General features: G+C 40.2%; 17 protein-coding genes and 1 pseudogene. 9 read left to right on the top strand and 9 right to left on the bottom strand.

The genetic code is table 11. The annotated features are described in order from the left end of the window. Positions 1-136: 136 nt before the first annotated feature. A pseudogene (locus tag HSP_RS10785) lies at positions 137-322 on the top strand (glycerophosphodiester phosphodiesterase family protein); the annotation flags it as partial. A gap of 76 nt (positions 323-398) precedes the next feature. Here the strand turns inward: HSP_RS10785 and HSP_RS0100010 are convergent. From HSP_RS0100010 to purL, 3 genes are all read right to left on the bottom strand, one after another. Beyond that, positions 399-1,358: a cold shock domain-containing protein gene (locus HSP_RS0100010; protein WP_010128061.1), complete on the bottom strand. Its 960-nt coding sequence runs from the start codon at positions 1,356-1,358 to the stop codon at positions 399-401. 238 nt (positions 1,359-1,596) lie between these two features. Continuing rightward, complete coding sequence (locus tag HSP_RS0100015; RefSeq protein ID WP_005697450.1) at positions 1,597-2,226, bottom strand: YkgB family protein; 630 nt, start codon at positions 2,224-2,226, stop codon at positions 1,597-1,599. Between the two features lie 203 nt (positions 2,227-2,429). Continuing rightward, positions 2,430-6,323: a phosphoribosylformylglycinamidine synthase gene (gene purL / locus HSP_RS0100020; RefSeq protein WP_010128063.1), complete on the bottom strand. Its 3,894-nt coding sequence runs from the start codon at positions 6,321-6,323 to the stop codon at positions 2,430-2,432. Positions 6,324-6,592: 269 nt separating this feature from the next. Here purL and HSP_RS0100025 point away from each other — a divergent pair, with 269 nt between their 5' ends. After that, complete coding sequence (locus tag HSP_RS0100025) at positions 6,593-7,189, top strand: YagU family protein (protein ID WP_010128064.1); 597 nt, start codon at positions 6,593-6,595, stop codon at positions 7,187-7,189. 66 nt (positions 7,190-7,255) lie between these two features. Here HSP_RS0100025 and citC read toward each other — a convergent pair whose 3' ends face one another. Both citC and HSP_RS0100035 read right to left on the bottom strand, forming a co-directional pair. Beyond that, a complete protein-coding gene (citC, locus tag HSP_RS0100030; protein ID WP_010128065.1) occupies positions 7,256-8,311 on the bottom strand; it encodes a [citrate (pro-3S)-lyase] ligase in 1,056 nt (351 codons plus the stop codon). A gap of 13 nt (positions 8,312-8,324) precedes the next feature. Next, entirely contained in the window at positions 8,325-9,944 is a 1,620-nt protein-coding gene (locus HSP_RS0100035; protein ID WP_010128067.1) for a bifunctional metallophosphatase/5'-nucleotidase, read from the bottom strand. Between the two features lie 251 nt (positions 9,945-10,195). On the opposite strand from HSP_RS0100035, the gene HSP_RS0100040 reads away from it, so the two are divergent. From HSP_RS0100040 to lysA, 7 genes are all read left to right on the top strand, one after another. After that, positions 10,196-10,741, top strand: coding sequence for an RBBP9/YdeN family alpha/beta hydrolase (locus HSP_RS0100040; RefSeq protein ID WP_007527016.1), 546 nt, complete (start codon positions 10,196-10,198; stop codon positions 10,739-10,741). 253 nt (positions 10,742-10,994) lie between these two features. Then, positions 10,995-12,791 carry a fumarate reductase (quinol) flavoprotein subunit gene (frdA, locus tag HSP_RS0100045; protein ID WP_007527028.1) on the top strand — a complete coding sequence of 599 codons (1,797 nt, stop codon included), beginning with the start codon at positions 10,995-10,997 and terminating at the stop codon, positions 12,789-12,791. Positions 12,792-12,805: 14 nt separating this feature from the next. Then, positions 12,806-13,576: a succinate dehydrogenase/fumarate reductase iron-sulfur subunit gene (locus HSP_RS0100050; RefSeq protein ID WP_007527035.1), complete on the top strand. Its 771-nt coding sequence runs from the start codon at positions 12,806-12,808 to the stop codon at positions 13,574-13,576. An 8-nt stretch (positions 13,577-13,584) separates the two neighbouring features. Further along, on the top strand, positions 13,585-13,980 hold the full coding sequence (gene frdC, locus HSP_RS0100055; RefSeq protein WP_007527022.1) for a fumarate reductase subunit FrdC: 396 nt from the start codon (positions 13,585-13,587) through the stop codon (positions 13,978-13,980). A gap of 9 nt (positions 13,981-13,989) precedes the next feature. Beyond that, positions 13,990-14,340: a fumarate reductase subunit FrdD gene (gene frdD, locus HSP_RS0100060; RefSeq protein WP_007526999.1), complete on the top strand. Its 351-nt coding sequence runs from the start codon at positions 13,990-13,992 to the stop codon at positions 14,338-14,340. 120 nt (positions 14,341-14,460) lie between these two features. After that, positions 14,461-14,577: an LPS translocon maturation chaperone LptM gene (gene lptM, locus HSP_RS11110; protein ID WP_007527013.1), complete on the top strand. Its 117-nt coding sequence runs from the start codon at positions 14,461-14,463 to the stop codon at positions 14,575-14,577. Positions 14,578-14,654: 77 nt separating this feature from the next. Beyond that, positions 14,655-15,911, top strand: coding sequence for a diaminopimelate decarboxylase (gene lysA / locus HSP_RS0100070; protein WP_007527011.1), 1,257 nt, complete (start codon positions 14,655-14,657; stop codon positions 15,909-15,911). A gap of 119 nt (positions 15,912-16,030) precedes the next feature. Here lysA and nusG read toward each other — a convergent pair whose 3' ends face one another. The 4 genes from nusG to HSP_RS0100090 form a co-directional block, all read right to left on the bottom strand. Continuing rightward, entirely contained in the window at positions 16,031-16,600 is a 570-nt protein-coding gene (gene nusG / locus HSP_RS0100075) for a transcription termination/antitermination protein NusG (RefSeq protein ID WP_007527009.1), read from the bottom strand. 12 nt (positions 16,601-16,612) lie between these two features. Then, positions 16,613-17,020 carry a preprotein translocase subunit SecE gene (gene secE, locus HSP_RS0100080; RefSeq protein WP_007527025.1) on the bottom strand — a complete coding sequence of 136 codons (408 nt, stop codon included), beginning with the start codon at positions 17,018-17,020 and terminating at the stop codon, positions 16,613-16,615. Positions 17,021-17,183: 163 nt separating this feature from the next. After that, entirely contained in the window at positions 17,184-18,815 is a 1,632-nt protein-coding gene (yidC, locus tag HSP_RS0100085; protein ID WP_007527033.1) for a membrane protein insertase YidC, read from the bottom strand. A gap of 128 nt (positions 18,816-18,943) precedes the next feature. After that, positions 18,944-19,372, bottom strand: coding sequence for a hotdog fold thioesterase (locus HSP_RS0100090; protein WP_007527019.1), 429 nt, complete (start codon positions 19,370-19,372; stop codon positions 18,944-18,946). Positions 19,373-19,415: the final 43 nt, after the last annotated feature.

Genomic DNA, 19,415 nt, shown 5'->3' on the forward strand with positions numbered 1-19,415 from the left:
GCGGGGTTTTTGTTTTTTAGGGGCGTTTTAGGGTTATTTAATTCTACTGTAGAGAGAGGCTAATTATTGCATTCTACTAGAAGGTGAAAAGCAATCTTTTGCAAAATGTTTTAAAAATCTTACCGCTTGTTATTGAGTAGTGAAAGAATTCGCACAATACAAAGTGGAATTACACCCATACACTGTGCGTAAAGATGCGTTACCTGAATTCTTCACTGACGTAAATCAAATGTACAATGCGTTATTGAATAAATCAGGTGCAACCAGTGTATTCACCGACTTCCCAGATACTGGCGTTGAGTTTTTGAAAAAACAAAAATAATACGTAAGTAAAAGTAATAAAAAGAGCGGTTAAAATTCGTTGTGATTTTGACCGCTCTTTTTATTAATTGATAAGGCTAATTTCCTAACTCTAATAATCTAGTCATTAAATTATCATATTTTAAATTACTTAATCTTTCTTCTAAAACATCAATCAAATCATTCAAGGATATTTCTTTAACCAAGATATTATCACTATCTTTGATTATTCTAGTTTTATTTTTAGTAATGATCCACACTTGCTTATTGTTAGTTGTGTTGAGACTAATCTCTTTAGTATCTATAGTTATTTGAGTCTTATTTAACCTAGCAATATAATTTTCTATCTGATCTTTTTTGTAATCCTGATAATACTCGGACAATGTACAATCATAAAGAACTTCAAGAGCCTTAATTTTAAAGAAACCATCTGCATTTCCTGCTTGCTTAGCTCTTGGATATTGATATGTATCAGTCAACCCTAGTAGCTTTAATATTGTGAAACAATAATCTTCAAAGACATATGGATCTGAAATCAGATTAGCATTATCCCTTACTGTCTTTATGATGTTATGTATTGTTTCCATTAAAGTAATATTCGTTTTTCCTCCAACTAATGAATTATCTTTTCTTATATTTATTGCAGATAGAAAGCCATCCTTGCCAACTCTAATCTCAAAAAAAACAATATCATCCTTATTTAGAGATGAAAAAGATAATCCATCAATGAGATTAGCTCTTTGGAAATATATATCTCTCTTTCCATCTACGCTAAGAATAAATCCACTTTCTTTTTCTACATTAATTATTTTTATTCGGCTCTGCTGAATATCAATAGGAATCGTACTTTCTATGCTATTCGCATAACATTGTTCACCAGATATATTGGGAATAAAACTAACTTCCATTCCTTCTGATAGTTGTTCAAAACTAATACTACTTAAATTAGACTCTATAAAATAAAAATCTTTTTCAGAAACCCCCTCTACTTTATGAATAAATCCAGAACGTTTATTCGCCAATAATTTCTTAATTTTCCCTTGAATTCTTTTTGACATAAATAGTCCTTATTAATAGAAAGATGGATAAAAATTATTTCCTAATAATATAATCAAAAACCATCCTAATACAACACCCAACATACCTAAAACCCGAATTTAAGCAATCATCCTTGGTGCTCACATTTTGGATAGCATGAATTATTCTCTACACTGGAATATACGATACATGATTCATCAATTTTTTAATAATAAAAAAGCTTGCCTTTTATCCCGGCAAGCCTTTTAAATAAACTAATTAAGCAAATTGCTTTTTATTCTCTAAATAACGTTTCGCACATTCTGCTGCAGCAACTAAGCCGCCTGCCATCATAATAATATCTTTAATCACGAGTCGGCCAGCACCTGAGAGATATGGGAAGCCATAATTAGGTGTTGGGAAGTCCCCACCTAAATTCGGCACCCAGGTTTCTGGCGTAAATATCAGGAACGACAGCGTGACTATCGACATGCCAAAGGTGAGTAAGCCTCCGAATAAACCTAATGTTGGAGACCAAATGCCCGCTAATACTAAAATACCAATTGTCACAATGATTGCGCCAATAATATAAGAAGCCGTATAGGTGCCGTTGGCTTTATGCCATTCGATATTTTTTGCGACCATTTTGCCTTCAGGGTTTTTATATAAGGTATATTCTTTCACTAAAACACCCTTATCATTTGTCACTTCATTTGCACCGTTTTTGTAAAGGAAACTTAAGAAAGGACTATTTGACACAAAGTGTGCGATACCATCTGCCTCATATTGGCAAACTTTTAAACCTCCAATCCAAACCATCACCACACAAATCGCAATGCGGATAAAGTTAATAAATTGACGTTGCAATGGCGCAACAATATTAGCTAGCAATGTAACTAATGCACTCATTCAGAACTCCTTATATAGTTCAATTGATATAACAGGCATAATGCCCAAGAATTTTTATATAAATACTTTATATAAATCATTAACAATATTACTCTCTAATATTGTTGGCATTTTTTTATTGATCAGATTTATGCAATAAAAAAAGAGATACCAATTTCTTAGTATCTCTTATTTTTAATTAATTTTCTGTGATCAATTTCACATTATTTGAAATTCACTCTCGCATTTCTAAAAATTCGCATCCAAGCGCCATCTTCAGACCAATCTTCTGGATACCATGAGTTGCTCACGGCACGGAATACACGCTCTGGGTGTGGCATCATTGCAGCAATACGACCGTCCACGTTAGAAATGGCAGTAATCCCTAATGCCGAACCATTCGGGTTGGCTGGATAGGTTTCCGTCACGTTTAAATGGCTGTCGATATATTGTGCCACAATCAAGTTTTGGGATTGAAGTGCGGTCAAGTTTTCTGGTGTTTTGAATTCTACGCACCCCTCACCATGAGCAACCGCGATTGGCATATGTGAACCTGCCATGCCTTTAAACCACAATGAGTTGGTGTCGTTGATTTTCACCATCGCAGCACGGGCTTCAAAACGTTCTGATTTATTACGTACGAAACGTGGCCAGTTTTCTACACCTGGGATAATTTCTGCCAGGGTGGAGATAAGTTGACAGCCGTTACATACACCTAATGAAAGGGTGTTTTCATTGGCGAAGAATTGGCTGAATTGATCGCGTAATTGTGGATTAAACAAAATGGATTTCGCCCAGCCACCACTTGCACCTAATACGTCACCGTAAGAGAAGCCACCACAGGCCACCATCGCATTGAAGTCGTTTAAGTTGTAACGACCTGTCATTAAATCGCTCATGTGAACATCAATCGCGGCAAAGCCTGCACGGTCAAAAGCGGCTGCCATTTCAACATGACTGTTTACGCCTTGTTCACGCAATACGGCTACTTTAGGTTTCGCGCCTTTGCTGATGTAAGGCGCAGCAATATCTTCATTCACATCATAGGTTAAGTGAGCAGATAAACCTTTGTTATCTGTTGCTTTTTTCGCTTCAAATTCTTGGTCAGCACATTCTGGGTTATCGCGTAAGCGTTGCATTTGGTGAGTGAGTTCTGCCCAAATACCGCGTAATTCAGAGCGTTTTTCGCTTAATAGTTTTTTACTGCCTCGTGTGATTTCAAAACGATCTTCTGAGCTTACAGAGCCGAGTTCATGCGTTAAACCAAGCAAGTCATGGGCTTTTAATACCTCACGCACGGCGCTTAATTCACTTTCTGATACTTGGATTACCGCACCTAATTCTTCGTTGAATAACACAGCTAAATCATTATCGCCTAATGCAGAGATATCCACATCTACACCGCAGTTACCCGCAAATGCCATTTCAGCAAGGGTGGTGATTAAACCACCGTCTGAACGATCGTGGTAAGCCAATAATTTACGCTCAGCCACCAATGCTTGCATTGCATCAAAGAAGTTTTTCAGTTTAGCTACGTTTACCACATCAGCTGGTTTGTCACCTAATTGCTTATACACTTGCGCAAGTGCGGTCGCGCCTAAGCGATTTTTTCTTTCGCCTAAGTCAATCAACAATAAGCGGCTAGCGCCTTTGTCTGTGCGTAATTGTGGTGTCACGGTTTTGCGGACATCTTCCACACGGGCAAAAGATGAAATCACTAAAGAAAGCGGTGCGGTAACTGATTTTTTCTCACCGTTTTCTTCCCAAGTGGTTTTCATCGACATAGAGTCTTTACCCACTGGAATGGTAATGCCTAATGCTGGGCAAAGTTCTTCGCCCACCGCTTTCACTGCTTCATATAAGCCAGCGTCTTCACCACCATGACCCGCTGCAGACATCCAGTTTGCAGAAAGTTTGATGCGTTTAATATCGCCAATGTTGGTGCCCGCAATGTTAGTAATGGATTCAGCCACCGCTAAACGTGCAGAAGCACCAAAGTCTAATAACGCTACTGGTGCACGCTCGCCCATTGCCATGGCTTCACCGTGATAGCTGTCTAATGATGCAGTTGTGACGGCCACATCAGACACCGGAATTTGCCATGGGCCGACCATTTGATCGCGCGCCACCATACCGGTTACCGAACGGTCACCAATGGAGATTAAGAACGTTTTTTCAGCCACCACCGGTAAGCGTAATACACGATGGAACGCTTCTTTTAATTGAATATTTTCTGTTGCAAGCGGTCGATTTTCGACAGTTTTTGACGAAACCTCACGCATCATTTTCGGGGTTTTGCCTAATAACACATTCATTGGCAAATCAATTGGGTTATTGTCGAAATGGCTATCGTGCAAGGTTAAGTGTTTCTCTTCCGTTGCCTCGCCAATGACCGCAAACGGCGCACGCTCACGTTCACAAAGTGCGGTAAATAATTCAAGTTTTTCTGGCGCAACCGCTAAGACATAACGTTCTTGCGATTCGTTACACCAAATTTCTAATGGCGACATGCCTTTTTCATCGCAAAGGATGGAGCGTAAATCAAATTTACCGCCACGTTCGCCATCGTGCACCAATTCAGGCATCGCGTTGGATAAACCACCCGCACCCACATCGTGAATAAAGAGAATTGGGTTTTCATCACCTAATTGCCAGCAGCGGTCAATCACCTCTTGGCAACGGCGTTCCATTTCTGGGTTTTCACGTTGAACAGATGCAAAATCTAGATCTTCTTTTGATTTACCGCTATCCATCGAAGACGCAGCCCCACCGCCTAAACCGATGTTCATGGCTGGGCCCCCTAATACGATCAATTTCGCACCAACTGGAATTTCACCTTTTTGAACGTGTTCGCCACGAATATTACCGATACCGCCCGCTAACATAATCGGCTTGTGATAACCACGCACTTCTTCACCGTTGAAGCTGTTGACTTTCTCTTCATAGGTACGGAAATAACCCAATAACGCAGGGCGACCAAACTCGTTGTTAAATGCTGCACCACCTAATGGGCCTTCAATCATAATATCTAAGGCTGAAGCAATACGGTTTGGTTTGGAGAGTGGATTTTCCCAAGGTTGTTCAAAGTTTGGAATGACGAGGTTTGATACGGAGAAACCGGTTAAACCTGCTTTTGGTTTTGCACCACGACCCGTTGCACCTTCATCACGAATCTCACCACCCGAACCTGTTGCAGCACCAGGGAATGGCGAAATCGCGGTTGGGTGGTTATGGGTTTCCACTTTCATTAAGATATGTGCATCTTCATTGTGATAGCGATATTGTCCGTCTTGATCCGCAAAGAAACGGCCGACTTTTGAGCCTTCCATTACCGCAGCATTATCTTTATAAGCTGAAAGCACGAAATCAGGGGTTTTCTCAAAGGTATTTTTAATCATCTTAAACAGGGATTTATCCTGTTTTTTGCCATCGATAATCCAATCCGCATTAAAGATTTTATGGCGGCAGTGCTCAGAGTTGGCTTGCGCGAACATATAAAGTTCAATATCGTGCGGATTGCGCCCTAATTGGGTGAAGTTTTCCACCAAATAATCAATTTCATCTTCTGCCAGTGCCAAGCCTAATTCTACGTTGGCTGTCACTAAGGCTTCACGTCCGCCTTTTAAAATATCCACCGTTTTAAACGGTTTCGGATCTTGATGGCGGAATAAAATCTCAGCATCTTGCGGATTGCGCACCACGGTTTCCATCATTCGGTCATGTAAAAGTGCGGTTAATTTTTCTGTTGTTTTTTCATCAAGCGGTTGGCTTAACTCAAAATAATATGCCAAACCACGCTCAATGCGCTCTACTTCATTTAAACCACAGTTATGCGCAATGTCCGTTGCTTTAGAAGACCAAGAAGAAATCGTGCCAACGCGTGGAATCACGATAAAGGTTTCGCCTTTGGCTTCATGCTCTGCCAAGGTTGGGCCGTAATGTAACAATGCTTTTAACTTAGCTTCTTGCTCGCTAACAAGCGGTCGATTTAATTCCACAAAATGCAAATATTCCGCGTAAACAGATTTTACCGGTAATTGATTTTGTTGGAATTTTTGCATTAAGCCTTGAATACGGAATTCAGAAAGGGCGGGTGAGCCACGAAAAGTTTGAAACATACGGGTACCTTTGAGTTGTGTTTGAGATGATAATCTTGGCTATTATAATGGATAACGCAAACGTTTGCATTGAGAAATTAGCGCTTAATCACGCGGTGAATGTTGCTGGCTTGTGATAAAGGTTAATGAGTTGTTGTCAGCTAATGTAAAGATTGTCTTTTTGTGCAAATTCAAGTTTGATTAAGGCATAAAACCTCCGTAAAATTGAAATTGAAAACGGTTCGTAACGCTGTTTCAAAATACTTCAATTGATAAAAGAGGATGTAATTATGGCATTATTCACAGAAGCATCTAAACGTCGCTATGGTATAGCGGTATTTGTTGGTATTGTGGCAGGGATTATCTCTGCATTCGTAAAATGGGGTGCTGAACACCCATTCCCACCACGTAGCCCACTCGATTTATTCACCGCGGCATGTAAAGACCCATCACAAGCATTAGAAGTTTGTTCGCGCGCATTCTTAAACCCCCCGCATGTTTTCTTACGTGATTATCTAGGTATTGATCCAACAGAAGCAGCATTCACTTTTGCTGATCATGCATTTAACTGGATTGGTGTAACGCACATGATTTTCTCATTAGTTTTCGCAATCAGTTATTGCATCGTGGCTGAAATCTTCCCGAAAATTAAATTCTGGCAAGGTATCGGCGCGGGTATCATCGCAAACATCTGCGTACACTACATTACTTTCCCTGCGCTTGGTTTAACACCACCAGTCGCAGAATGGCCATTATATGAGCACATTTCTGAATTAGTCGGTCATATTTTCTGGTTCTGGACAATTGAGGTTATTCGTCGCGATTTACGTAACCGCATTACCGGAGAACCTGATCCTGAAGAAGCAACACGTTATCCAAATGCTTAAGAGTTAAAATGGCAAAAGTTAAGGGGATGAGTTAATCATCCCCTTTTTTGTTTGATTTCGTAGATGCTAATAATGTTCTACTTGTTCCGTTTGCTGGATACGGGAAATGACAGGTTGCGCGGCATCACTCATGAAATAATCATAAGTGCTAGCTGGCACCATTTTTTGCACTTGAGCAAAATCGCCTGTTTTAATGCATTGACGCACTTTGGAGGCGCTAATGATTTGGTTAGCGCTACTTTGGCGGGGAATGACTACGCATTCAATGCCATGTTCAGGTAGTTTTTGCTGCATGATTTGGTTATAGAGATGAGTCACTCGGCTAAAAGGTTCTTCGCCTACATAACGGCGTTGAATACCAAGCGTTTTTGCGATTTGGCTGAAAATTTCTAGATCAAGCAAGGCATTGCTTTCAATGACGGCATTTTCATTTTCTTGGAAATAACTTGGAAAAGTTGCGCTGCTAATAATGTAATCGCCGCTGTCATGGCAAATTACGTTTGCTAAATGTGAAACACCTTGTTGTACGAGCATTTTTCGGACTGAAAATGGGACAAGGCTTTGATCTTCACTAACAATAAAGAGATGTACCCAATCATTTTCTAGCGCTGCTTGTTCAACTAAAAATTGATGACCAAGTGTGAATGGGTTTGCGTTCATTACAATGGCTGTAATGCGTTGGTTAGGTTGCATTTTTGGGCTGCAAGCGGTGAGATTTTGCAAATAATCTGCAAAACCTGACCGCTTGTTTTCCATAAAGACAATTTGATTTGGAATACGGGTGATTTCATGAAAACTTAGGCTTTCAAAAAATTTTGCCGTATCGCATTTGGTATAAAGAAAAATATGCGGATTGCCACGTGCGAACTGTTCGTCAATCAGATGTGTGACGACAATGTTCATTAGCCCTTCACCTTGATGTTGTTGGGAAACAGCTAAACAGCGCAAGCTATTGGCAAAACAGCTACCGGTTGCCACAATGTCGCCTTCTTCATCATAAACTGCACAGGTGTAGTCTAGATTCGGATCGCGTTTTAGCCCCTCGGCTTCGAGGAGCTTATCTACGGCAAGGTAACCTTTTTGGTCGTTATCGAGCAATTTGCCAATCGCGTAATCCGTCATATTTTGCCTTGTTTTACTCTAAACCAACTAATTTCCAGCGGTTATGAGACACGCCTTCAATTTTGCCTTTTTTCACGTTAGTGATGTAGTCGATCATCATGTTTTGGATAGTGCCTTTTTCACGGCCCATTGCCACTTTAGATTCCCAAAGTACAGGAATTTGTTGACCTTCCCAAATACCCCCTTTTTTGGTTAATTGACCGAAGCGGTAAGAGTTCATACCTAGTTTGATTTTCATATCGTCAGTCACAGGTGTGCCATCTGCTAATTTCAGATCAACAATTTTTTCGCCGCTTGGTTTACGTAAATCAATTTGATATTGCACGCCACCGAAAATATCGAAGGTAACATATTTAGATTTTTTACGTTCTGCGTTATAGCGATATTCAGTATCACCTGGTTGAATGGTATCGAAGTAATCAGCTGACCAGTTCATGTACTCTTTAAGTTGTTTACCAGTCACTTCATATACGGTCACATCACCACCTGCATAGCGGTAGTTAAAGATGATGTCTTTTTTCTTGATATCGCCTTTATCCATACGCGCTTTTTCGTGGTCGAATGCGAAAGAAACAACATCGGCATTGCTGTAGTGGCGCTCAACATCGGTAATGAATGAAGATAAACCCGTATCTTGTGAGAACGCAATTGAAACACCGTGTTTTCTCTCTTGTGGCACCATATCAATTGCCGTTTCACCGATTTTTACGTTGTTTAGACGGCGTAATTCTTCGTGGTATGGTTTGTAGATTTCAACGATTTGTGCATCCGCTTCGTAATCTTTTACAGGCACGGTTTTCGCTTGTTTAGAAACTAATTTCACTTTGCCGTCTTTATCCACATCAAAGCTTAAATCTACTTCAGAAACTACAGTACCGTAGCGGTGTGGTTCAGTGATTACCGTTTCTTTAATGGTTTCAGAAGACACGTTTTTGTGCATATGGCCTGCAATAATCACATCAATACCATCGACATTGTTGATTAAGTCTGCTACACCAGTATCTGGAATGTTATTTTCGTTTTCGATACCCATGTGAGCTAATACGACGATCGCATCTACACCTTTTTCTTTTAATGCTTTGATTTGCTCTTTGGTTTCTTCAGTTGGTGAGCTGAATTTCATGTCTTTTAAGTTGCCGGTATCTTCTTCAAATTTTGCCGACATTGGTGTACTTAAACCGATAATTCCTAATTTCACACCATCTTTTTCAATAATAGTAGTTGGCTCAACATAGCGTTTACCACTGTCTTTGTAGTAGAAGTTCGCGGTTAAGATTTTTGCTTTAATATCTTTTAAAATTTCATCTAATGCGGTCATGCCGAAGTTGAATTCGTGGTTACCTAAAATGAAAATGTCATAGCCCATAGCATTTAATACTTTCGGCACAGGGTTATCTTTGTAGTATTTTTCAGTTTTAGCGAATACTTCAACTTGGTTATCTTGAATCGCATCACCGATATCAACCAAGATAAGATCTGGATGAGCTTTACGAGCTTCTTTCACGTAAGTTGCAATTTGCGCATAAGAGCCAGATTTGTCTTCCACGTCTGCACCATAAGACCATGGTACGATACGACCGTGAACATCTGATGTCCCTAAAAATTTAAAATTCACCTCTTTGGCAACTGCCACAGAGACTGCTCAAAGGGTAAATAATGTTGCTAATAATTTTTTCATTCAAAGTTCCTTATTAGAATTAGAAAAACCGAAAGTTCGGTTTCGCTAGTTTAGCTGAAGGCGACCTAATAACCAATATCTCATATGGGAAAGCGGTCGAATTTTGCGAGAATTTTACTGATTTAAGGCTGTGCAAGGCATCATAGTTGGCTGAAAGAGAAGCGCAGTTTTTTAATACATCGAATATTTTAAATATGGAGGTAATTATGACCCAAGTTTTTATTACGCATGGTTATACCGCAAACGGGAATAAGCATTGGTTCCCTTGGTTAGAGGAAGAACTGGCTAAGTTAGGCATTCCTTGTAAGCGGTTAAATATGCCAGATAGCGAACATCCGACGCCTGAAGCGTGGTTAGCACATCATCAGCAAGAAATTGTTCTTACGCCTGAAACAATTCTTATCGGGCATAGTTTAGGCTGTATTGCGAGCTTAAATTTTCTCGCAACAGCGCAGAAACCGATTAAGGCATTGATTTTAGTTTCGGGTTTTGGTGAAAAATTACCACATTTGCCGGAATTAGATGCGTTTGCAAATTTTTTCCAAAATCTGACCGCTTGCGTGCCAAGTCAGTGCCACGTTATTGCAGCGAGAAATGATAGCATTGTGCCTGCGGAATTTAGCCAGCGTTTAGCAGAAAACTTACAAGCAAGTTATTTGTGCTTGCCTACAGGCGGCCATTTTTTAGATAGAGAAGGCGTGACAACACTGCCTGAAGTATTAGATTTAATTCGAAAAATTGAACAAATTTAATAAGTGTGAAACGGATCACATTTTATTTTTTAAAATAAAGATATAGTAACAAGAATGTTAAGAAAACGTTATCGTAAGGTGCATATGAAGTAGTCATGCGTAATTTATTGAGAGCGATTCTTAATACACAAAGTCAATTTTGAGGTAGATCAGAAAACACCTCTTTTTATGTAATAAATGGGGCGCGAAAGCTCATTTTAGTGGCAGAATAGAACTAATTCTTAAACGTGAAGTTCAATTTTTTGGAGTGAATATGCAAAGTGTTAATTTTGATGTAGCAATTATCGGCGCCGGTGGTGGCGGTTTACGTGCTGCGATTGCAGCAGCGGAAGCAAATCCGAACCTTAAAATTGCGTTAATTTCAAAAGTTTACCCAATGCGTAGCCATACAGTGGCGGCAGAAGGGGGTTCAGCAGCGGTCATTAAAGACACCGACTCTTTTGATAACCACTTTAACGATACCGTGGGCGGTGGCGACTGGTTATGTGAACAAGATGTCGTAGAATATTTCGTTGAGCATTCCCCAGTGGAAATGACCCAATTGGAGCGTTGGGGGTGTCCTTGGAGCCGTAAAGACGATGGTGATGTTAACGTTCGCCGTTTCGGTGGGATGAAAATTGAGCGTACTTGGTTCGCGGCAGATAAAACAGGCTTCCACATCTTACATACACTTTTCCAAACTTCAATTAAATATCCTAATATCGTCCGTTTTGACGAGCATTTCGTACTTGATATTCTAACTGACAACGGCGAAGCGCGCGGTTGTGTTGCAATGAATATGATGGAAGGTACATTAGTTCAAATCAATGCAAATGCAGTTGTTATTGCAACAGGTGGTGGTTGCCGTACTTATCGTTTCAATACTAATGGCGGCATCGTAACAGGTGATGGTTTATCTATGGCATATCGTCATGGTGTTGCATTACGTGATATGGAGTTCGTTCAATATCACCCAACAGGCTTACCAAACACTGGCATTTTGATGACCGAAGGTTGTCGTGGTGAAGGTGGTATCTTAGTCAATAAAGATGGCTATCGCTACTTACAAGATTATGGTCTAGGCCCTGAAACTCCAGTGGGCAAACCAGAAAATAAATACATGGAATTAGGCCCACGTGATAAAGTTTCTCAAGCATTCTGGCAAGAGTGGCGTAAAGGCAACACATTAAAAACCGCTAAAGGCGTGGATGTAGTGCACTTAGATTTACGTCATTTAGGGGAAAAACACTTAACCGAACGTTTACCGTTTATTTGTGAGTTAGCACGTGCATATGAAGGGGTTGACCCAGTTCATCAACCGATTCCGGTTCGTCCAGTTGTTCACTACACCATGGGCGGTATCGATGTGGACATTAATGCAGAAACCTCAATTAAAGGTTTATTCGCAGTAGGTGAGTGCGCATCTTCTGGTTTACACGGTGCAAACCGTTTAGGTTCTAACTCATTAGCAGAGCTTGTCGTGTTCGGTAAGGTGGCAGGTGAAAATGCTGCTCGTCGTGCTTCAGAAGCTAAACCTGCAAACCAAGCACACCTTGATGCACAAGCACAAGATATCGTAGCGCGTTTACATGCGTTAGCTAATCAAGAAGGTAACGAATCTTGGTCACAAATTCGTAATGAAATGGGTGATTCAATGGAAGAAGGTTGCGGTATTTATCGTACACAAGAAAGTATGGAAGCAACCGTCAACAAAATTGAAGAGCTTAAAGAACGTTATAAACGTGTGAGCGTGAAAGATAAATCAAGCGTATTTAACACGGATTTACTCTATAAAATTGAATTAGGTTTCATCTTAGATGTAGCGCAATCTATTGCATGTTCTGCTGTTGAACGTAAAGAATCTCGTGGTGCGCACCAACGTTTAGATGCGACAGAGCGTGATGATGTGAATTATTTAAAACACTCATTAGCTTTCTATAATGCAGAAGGTAAACCAACAATTAAATACAGCGATGTAAAAATCACGAAATCACAACCGGCAAAACGTGTTTACGGTGCAGAAGCTGAAGCACAAGAAAAAGCGAAAAAAGCGGCTCAGGCTGCAAAATAATGGAGGGTAACAAAATGGCAAATGTAAATACAATGACCGTCGAAGTGTTACGCTACAACCCTGAAGTGGATAGCGAACCGCATTTAGACAAATACCAAGTCCCTTATGATAGCCAAACTTCATTATTAGATGCACTCGGTTATATTAAAGATGAGTTACAACCTGAGCTTTCTTATCGCTGGTCTTGCCGTATGGCAATTTGTGGTTCATGTGGGATGATGGTAAATGGCAAACCAAAATTAGCTTGTAAAACGTTCTTACGTGATTACAGCGGACATATGCGTATTGAGCCACTACAAAACTTCCCAATTGAGCGCGATTTAGTTGTGGATTTAAGCCACTTCTTAGATAGCCTTGAAGCGATTAAACCTTACATCATTGATAATAAAGCACCAGCGCTTTCAGGAAATCCGGCACCGGATGCGGAATTGAAGAAAAGTCGTACCAAACAAACACCTGCACAGCTTGAGAAATATCGTCAATTCTCAATGTGTATCAACTGTGGTTTATGTTACGCCGCTTGTCCGCAGTTTGGTTTAAATCCTGAATTCTTAGGTCCTGCAGTATTAACGCTTGCTCATCGTTATAACTTAGATAACCGTGATAATGGCCGTGCAGAGCGTATGAAACTGTTAAGCAGTAAAAACGGTGTTTGGAGTTGTACTTTCGTGGGTTATTGTTCAGAAGTGTGTCCGAAACATGTAGGGCCGGCATCTGCAATTAACCAAGGTAAATTGGAAAGTGCAAAAGATTATGTAATTTCAATGATCAAACCAAAAGGCTAGGGGGAAATATGACAGCAACAACAAAACGCAAAGTCTATGTGCGTGAAATGAAAGCAAATTGGTGGCAAAAACTACCATTTTACAAAATGTATATGGTGCGTGAAGCAACCTCAATCCCAACGGTTTGGTTTAGCCTAGTCTTATTTTATGGTGTGATTACTTTAGGTAGAGGCACTTTTGCAACAGATTTTGTTAGCTTCGTACAAAATCCAATTGTGATTGTCTTCAATCTCATTTCATTAGCAGCCATTCTTTATCATGCTGCAACCTTGTTTGAAATGACACCACAAGCAATGCCAATTATGGTTAAAGGACAATTTTTACCAATTAACTTCGTGAAAAAAGTGTTCTGGGGCATTACTGGGGTAATTAGCCTTGTTGTCTTAGTATTAGCTTATATTTAAGGGGGAGATATGAGTAATAAAGTATTTGATACCAAACGTTCTAACGAGCCACCTGTTTGGTTATTATTCAGTGCTGGCGGCATGGTTAGCGCACTATTTTTCCCAATCTTGATTTTAGTATTAGGCGTTTTACTTCCGCTTGGTTTAGTTACACCAGACAATATCATTGCTTTTGCACATACCGGTATTGGTAAATTAGCGATTTTAATGTTCACTATTTTCCCAATGTGGGCAGGTATGCACCGTATCCACCACGGATTACATGACTTAAAAGTGCACTTCCCAGCGGGTAACTTAGTATTCTACGGATTATCTGCTATTTTTACCTTAGCAATTATTTGTTTAACGTTAAGTTTGTAATCTTACAAGCGGTCTAAAAAACATAAAGCCTTGCAAATTTTTGTTTGCAGGGCTTTTTTGCTTTTTGATTGAATCAATTTGATTTAGAATTTGATTTCTTGATACAGAAAAGGAAACACCATGAAAAAATTGATTATTGTGGCATTGCTTGCAGGGTTTGGTTTAACCGCTTGCGGCGTAAAAGGCCCGCTTTATTTTCCTGAAAAAACAGCAGAACAGCCTACACAAACAGCATAAATTGATCATCACAAGCGGTCGAATTTCGCAAAAGTTTTGCAAAATTTGACCGCTCTCACAAACACAACGGAAATCCAATGAATCATTTTGAATATAAAAACCAACAACTTTTTGCCGAAGAGGTGGCCATTGCAGACATTATTAAAGCGCATGGTACTCCTGCTTATATTTATTCCCGTGCTACGCTAGAACGCCATTGGCATGCCTTTGATAACGCATTTGGCGAGCACCCGCATTTAATTTGCTTTGCCGTAAAATCTAATTCTAATATTGCATTACTCAATGTCATGGCAAAGCTTGGTTCAGGCTTTGATATTGTCTCACAAGGTGAATTAGAGCGCGTGTTAGCAGCGGGTGGCGATGCTTCCAAAGTGGTGTTCTCGGGTGTGGCAAAATCACACAGCGAAATTGCACGTGCTTTAGAAGTCGGTGTGCGTTGTTTTAATGTGGAATCAATTCCTGAACTACATCGTATCAATGAAGTGGCGGGAAAAATGGGTAAAGTTGCGCCAATTTCTCTACGTGTGAATCCAGACGTGGATGCAAAAACGCACCCATATATTTCTACTGGCTTAAAAGAAAATAAATTCGGTGTTAGTGTGCAACAAGCACGAGAAGTGTATCGTTTAGCAAAAAGCTTACCGAATGTGAAAATTACCGGTATGGATTGTCATATCGGTTCACAATTAACCGAGCTTCAACCGTTTTTAGATGCGACCGATCGCTTAATTGTTTTAATGGAGCAACTCAAAGAAGACGGGATTGAATTGCACCACTTGGATTTAGGCGGTGGTTTAGGTGTGCCATATCATGGCGAGCAGCCTCCGCATCCTACCGAATATGCGAAGGCATTGTTGGAAAAACTTAAAGCTTATCCAAATTTAGAAATCATTCTCGAACCAGGGCGTGCGATTAGTGCGAATGCAGGGATTTTGGTCACAAAAGTGGAATATCTGAAATCAAACGAAGATCGTAATTTTGCGATTGTAGATACTGGAATGAACGATATGATTCGTCCAGCCTTATATGAAGCGTATATGGAAATTACAGAGGTTGATCAATCACTTAATCGCGAAGCTTCCGTTTATGATGTTGTTGGACCGATCTGTGAAACCTCTGACTTCTTAGGGAAAGCGAGAACCTTATCTGTCTCAGAAGGCGATTACGTAGCAATGCGCTCCGCTGGGGCTTATGGGGCTGCGATGTCATCAACCTATAATTCTCGCCCACAAGCGGTCGAAATTTTAGTAGATGGTGCAAAAGCGCACTTAATTAAGGCAAGAGCGGATTTTGCGGATTTGTGGCGCTTAGAGCGATTATTACCGCAAGACTAATCAGAGTAGAATAGAAAGGCGTGATCAAATATCACGCCTTTTTATTGTAATGAAGCTGATGTGCTGAATAAATAAAAAAACGGGAACCATAAGTTCCCGTTTTTAAGTTATCTTGAAGATTATTGTTTCTCAACTTGGTTGAATTCAAGTTCAACTGGCGTTGCACGACCGAAGATAGATACAGACACTTTAACGCGGCCTTTTTCGTAATCCACTTCTTCCACCGTACCGGTAAAGTCAGCGAATGGACCTTCAGTAACACGTACATTTTCACCAGGATGATATTCATTACGGTGACGTGGTTTTTCAGCTGTTTCTTGAACACGGTTAAGGATTAAGTCAGCTTCTTTTTTAGAAATTGGTGCGGGTTTATCTGCAGTTCCACCGATAAAGCCCATTACACGAGGTACACTGCGCACAAGTTGCCAAGTGTAGTCGTTCATTTCCATTTCAACTAATACATAACCCGGGAAGAATTTACGTTCAGTTTTACGGCGTTTACCACCTACGTTTTCAACGATTTCTTCGGTTGGCACTAATACTTCACCGAAAGAATCTTCCATTTTGTGAAGTTTGATATATTCACGTAAAGTAACTGCCACACGGTTTTCAAAACCAGAAAAGGCTTGTAATACATACCAACGTTTTTTTGCCGGTTCGCTAGAAGTTGTTGTTTCTAATTCGCTCATTTTAATGCCTTATTATAAGTTGGTTAAAAATGCGACCAATCGAACGATGATAGAGTCGATACCCCATAACACTAAAGAAACCACTACACACATCGCAATTACGATTAAGGTTGTTTGGGTCGCTTCTGGACGGGTTGGCCAAATAATTTTACGTAATTCGGTACGAGACTCTTTAATAAAGTGAATGGTTTTTTGACCTTGATTGGTAAGCGCAGCGGCTGCTACAGCGCCTGCACCTAATGCTACTAACGCTAATACACGTACAACTAATGAAAGTTGTGCGGCAAAGTAAGTATTGCCTACTGCTGCAACGATAATTAACGCTACTGCGATAATCCAAAGCAAGGTATTTGTGCCTTTGCTTTTTTCCCCTTTATCTTGAACTTGTTCAGGGGCTTTCTTTTTAATTTCTGTCGCCATATAAAACCTAAAATGATGTAAGAGAAAATATCTAATTTTTAAAAGCGTATGATTCTATCATTTCATGACCGATTTAGCACGATCTTTCTATTCGATTTCACACTAAAATTAAAGGCTGAATCTGTATTATATAGATTCAGCCTCAGTTTAATTACACCGTGTTTTATTTTTTACGGGTATGTAAGCCTTTTTTCTCTAATTGGCGGTAAATCCACCATTGTTGTACTAAGGTAATACAGTTAGAGGTTAACCAGTAAAGCACTAAGCCTGCAGGGAAGAACAGGAAGAATGCAGTAAAGATAACCGGCATAAACATCATCACTTTTTGTTGCATTGGATCAGCAACAGGGGTTGGTGACATTTTTTGTAATAAGAACATTGAGCCACCCATCAACAATGGGAAAATGAAGTATGGATCTTGGGCTGATAAGTCATGAATCCAACCGAAGAATGGTGCATGACGTAATTCTACAGCTTCCATGAATGTCCAATATAACGCGATGAAAATTGGCATTTGAATCAGAATCGGTAAGCAACCACCCATTGGGTTTACTTTCTCTTCTTTATACAATTTCATCATCTCTTGGCTCATACGTTGACGGTCATCACCAAAACGCTCACGCATTTCTTGGATTTTCGGCTGCAACATACGCATTTTTGCCATTGAGGTGTATTGCGCTTTAGTAAGTGGATAAAGTAAACTTTTTACCACGATGGTCACTAAAATAATCGCGATACCCCAGTTAGACACAACTTTTTGAATCGTTGTTAATAACCAGAATAATGGTTTCGCAATGAACCATGCCCAACCGTAATCGACGGTTAAATCAAGATGTTCTGCAACTTCAGCCATTTCGTGTTGGTTTTTCGGGCCAGTCCATAAAGCAGTTTGGATGGTTGCTTCGTTGTTTGGAGCGATTGTGGTAATTGCGCCACGGTAACCTATATTCGCAAAGCGTTTATCTTCAGAGATACGTGTAAACAAGGTCATATCTTGGTTTTGTGGTGGTACCCACGCAGAAGAGAAATAGTGTTGTAATAATGCAACCCAACCGGTTTTACTTTCAATAGATAAACCTGATTTTTCCATATCTTGGAAACTATATTTTTTGTAGTTGGTTTCCGAAGATGAGTAAGCGCCGCCAGTATAGGTTGGCATAGCTAAGTTGCCAGAGTTTTCTACGATAGTATGTTTTAACTGTCCGTAAGGCTGAACTTCAATCGTTTCCGCACTGTTGTTTTTCACGTTGAAATCAACGCCTACGTTATAGCTGCCACGTTTTAAAGTGAAGGTTTTGGTATAAACCACACCATCTTTCTCAACGGTTAATGGCACACGAATTTCATTTTGACCATCGGCCAATTTAAAGCTATCTGCGCTTGCTTGATATTGCGCACGACCTGCATTGGTATCGATCCCGTTTTTACCCACTAAACCACTTTGTGCGATATAAGTAAGGTTGCTGTTATCTTGTAACAACTCAAATGGGGTGTTTGATTGTAATTCAGCGTTAAGTTTTAATAAGTCAGAATCAACGACATCACCGCCTAGCGTGTCAACGGTTAAACGTAAAACATCGCTTTCGATGGTAATAGTTTTTCCTTTGCTCACCATATCTGAGGTGGTGGAGTCAGAAGAACTAGACGCCGGCACATCGCCTGATGATTGTTGCGCTTGGACTTGTGCTTGCTTCTGGGCTTGGATTTCAGGGTTGAATTCCTGCTGCCAGGTCGTAAATAATAGAAACGACACCAAGAACAGTCCCATGACCAATAAACTACGATTTGAATTCATGTGGAATTTCTCTTAAGTAAAGGAATGGATAAAAGAATAGCATTCTATAATAGGTTGTTCATATCTCCAACCGCCTTTTTAAACAGCGGTCAGATTTTCAAAGAATTTTGCAAAAAATTCACAAAATCTTACCGCTTGTCTAACACTTTTACCGATAAGCGGGAAATGGCACAAAGGTTGCCTTGTTCATCTTTGGTTTCAATTTGCCAAACTTGCACTTCTCGTCCAACTTTTAATGGAAAGGCGCGAGCAATCGCTTTTTCGCCCTCTTTGATGGATTTTAAATGGCTAATGTTTAATTCCATTCCCACCGCAATTTGATTTGGTTCGCAAAGCAATAAGGCACCTGCATTGGCGACGGTTTCTGCTAAGGCTGCAGAAACACCACCATGTAATACCCCAAATGGTTGTTTGGTGCGTCTGTCAACGGTTAATTCAGCGGTAATGTCTGAGGCGCCGATTTCTGTAAAAATAATCCCTAAATGTGCGACGGCTGTGCCTTCACATAGAGATGTTAATTGTTCTGGGGTAGCGGTTTGTTTCCAAATAGGCGTCATTTTTTCCTCTTTAAAATTGAATAATCATAAAACGCCCCGCAAG

Source organism: Haemophilus sputorum CCUG 13788 (assembly GCF_000238795.1).
GTDB classification, from domain to species: domain Bacteria; phylum Pseudomonadota; class Gammaproteobacteria; order Enterobacterales; family Pasteurellaceae; genus Haemophilus_A; species Haemophilus_A sputorum.

What these genes read in the sequence shown, in the direction of transcription:
- HSP_RS0100010 (WP_010128061.1), bottom strand. Translation starts at nt 1,358, where the DNA reads ATGTCAAAAAGAATTCAAGGGAAAATTAAGAAATTATTGGCGAATAAA.
- HSP_RS0100015 (WP_005697450.1), bottom strand. Translation starts at nt 2,226, where the DNA reads ATGAGTGCATTAGTTACATTGCTAGCTAATATTGTTGCGCCATTGCAA.
- purL (WP_010128063.1), bottom strand. Translation starts at nt 6,323, where the DNA reads ATGTTTCAAACTTTTCGTGGCTCACCCGCCCTTTCTGAATTCCGTATT.
- HSP_RS0100025 (WP_010128064.1), top strand. Translation starts at nt 6,593, where the DNA reads ATGGCATTATTCACAGAAGCATCTAAACGTCGCTATGGTATAGCGGTA.
- citC (WP_010128065.1), bottom strand. Translation starts at nt 8,311, where the DNA reads ATGACGGATTACGCGATTGGCAAATTGCTCGATAACGACCAAAAAGGT.
- HSP_RS0100040 (WP_007527016.1), top strand. Translation starts at nt 10,196, where the DNA reads ATGACCCAAGTTTTTATTACGCATGGTTATACCGCAAACGGGAATAAG.
- frdA (WP_007527028.1), top strand. Translation starts at nt 10,995, where the DNA reads ATGCAAAGTGTTAATTTTGATGTAGCAATTATCGGCGCCGGTGGTGGC.
- HSP_RS0100050 (WP_007527035.1), top strand. Translation starts at nt 12,806, where the DNA reads ATGGCAAATGTAAATACAATGACCGTCGAAGTGTTACGCTACAACCCT.
- frdC (WP_007527022.1), top strand. Translation starts at nt 13,585, where the DNA reads ATGACAGCAACAACAAAACGCAAAGTCTATGTGCGTGAAATGAAAGCA.
- frdD (WP_007526999.1), top strand. Translation starts at nt 13,990, where the DNA reads ATGAGTAATAAAGTATTTGATACCAAACGTTCTAACGAGCCACCTGTT.
- lptM (WP_007527013.1), top strand. Translation starts at nt 14,461, where the DNA reads ATGAAAAAATTGATTATTGTGGCATTGCTTGCAGGGTTTGGTTTAACC.
- lysA (WP_007527011.1), top strand. Translation starts at nt 14,655, where the DNA reads ATGAATCATTTTGAATATAAAAACCAACAACTTTTTGCCGAAGAGGTG.
- nusG (WP_007527009.1), bottom strand. Translation starts at nt 16,600, where the DNA reads ATGAGCGAATTAGAAACAACAACTTCTAGCGAACCGGCAAAAAAACGT.
- secE (WP_007527025.1), bottom strand. Translation starts at nt 17,020, where the DNA reads ATGGCGACAGAAATTAAAAAGAAAGCCCCTGAACAAGTTCAAGATAAA.
- yidC (WP_007527033.1), bottom strand. Translation starts at nt 18,815, where the DNA reads ATGAATTCAAATCGTAGTTTATTGGTCATGGGACTGTTCTTGGTGTCG.
- HSP_RS0100090 (WP_007527019.1), bottom strand. Translation starts at nt 19,372, where the DNA reads ATGACGCCTATTTGGAAACAAACCGCTACCCCAGAACAATTAACATCT.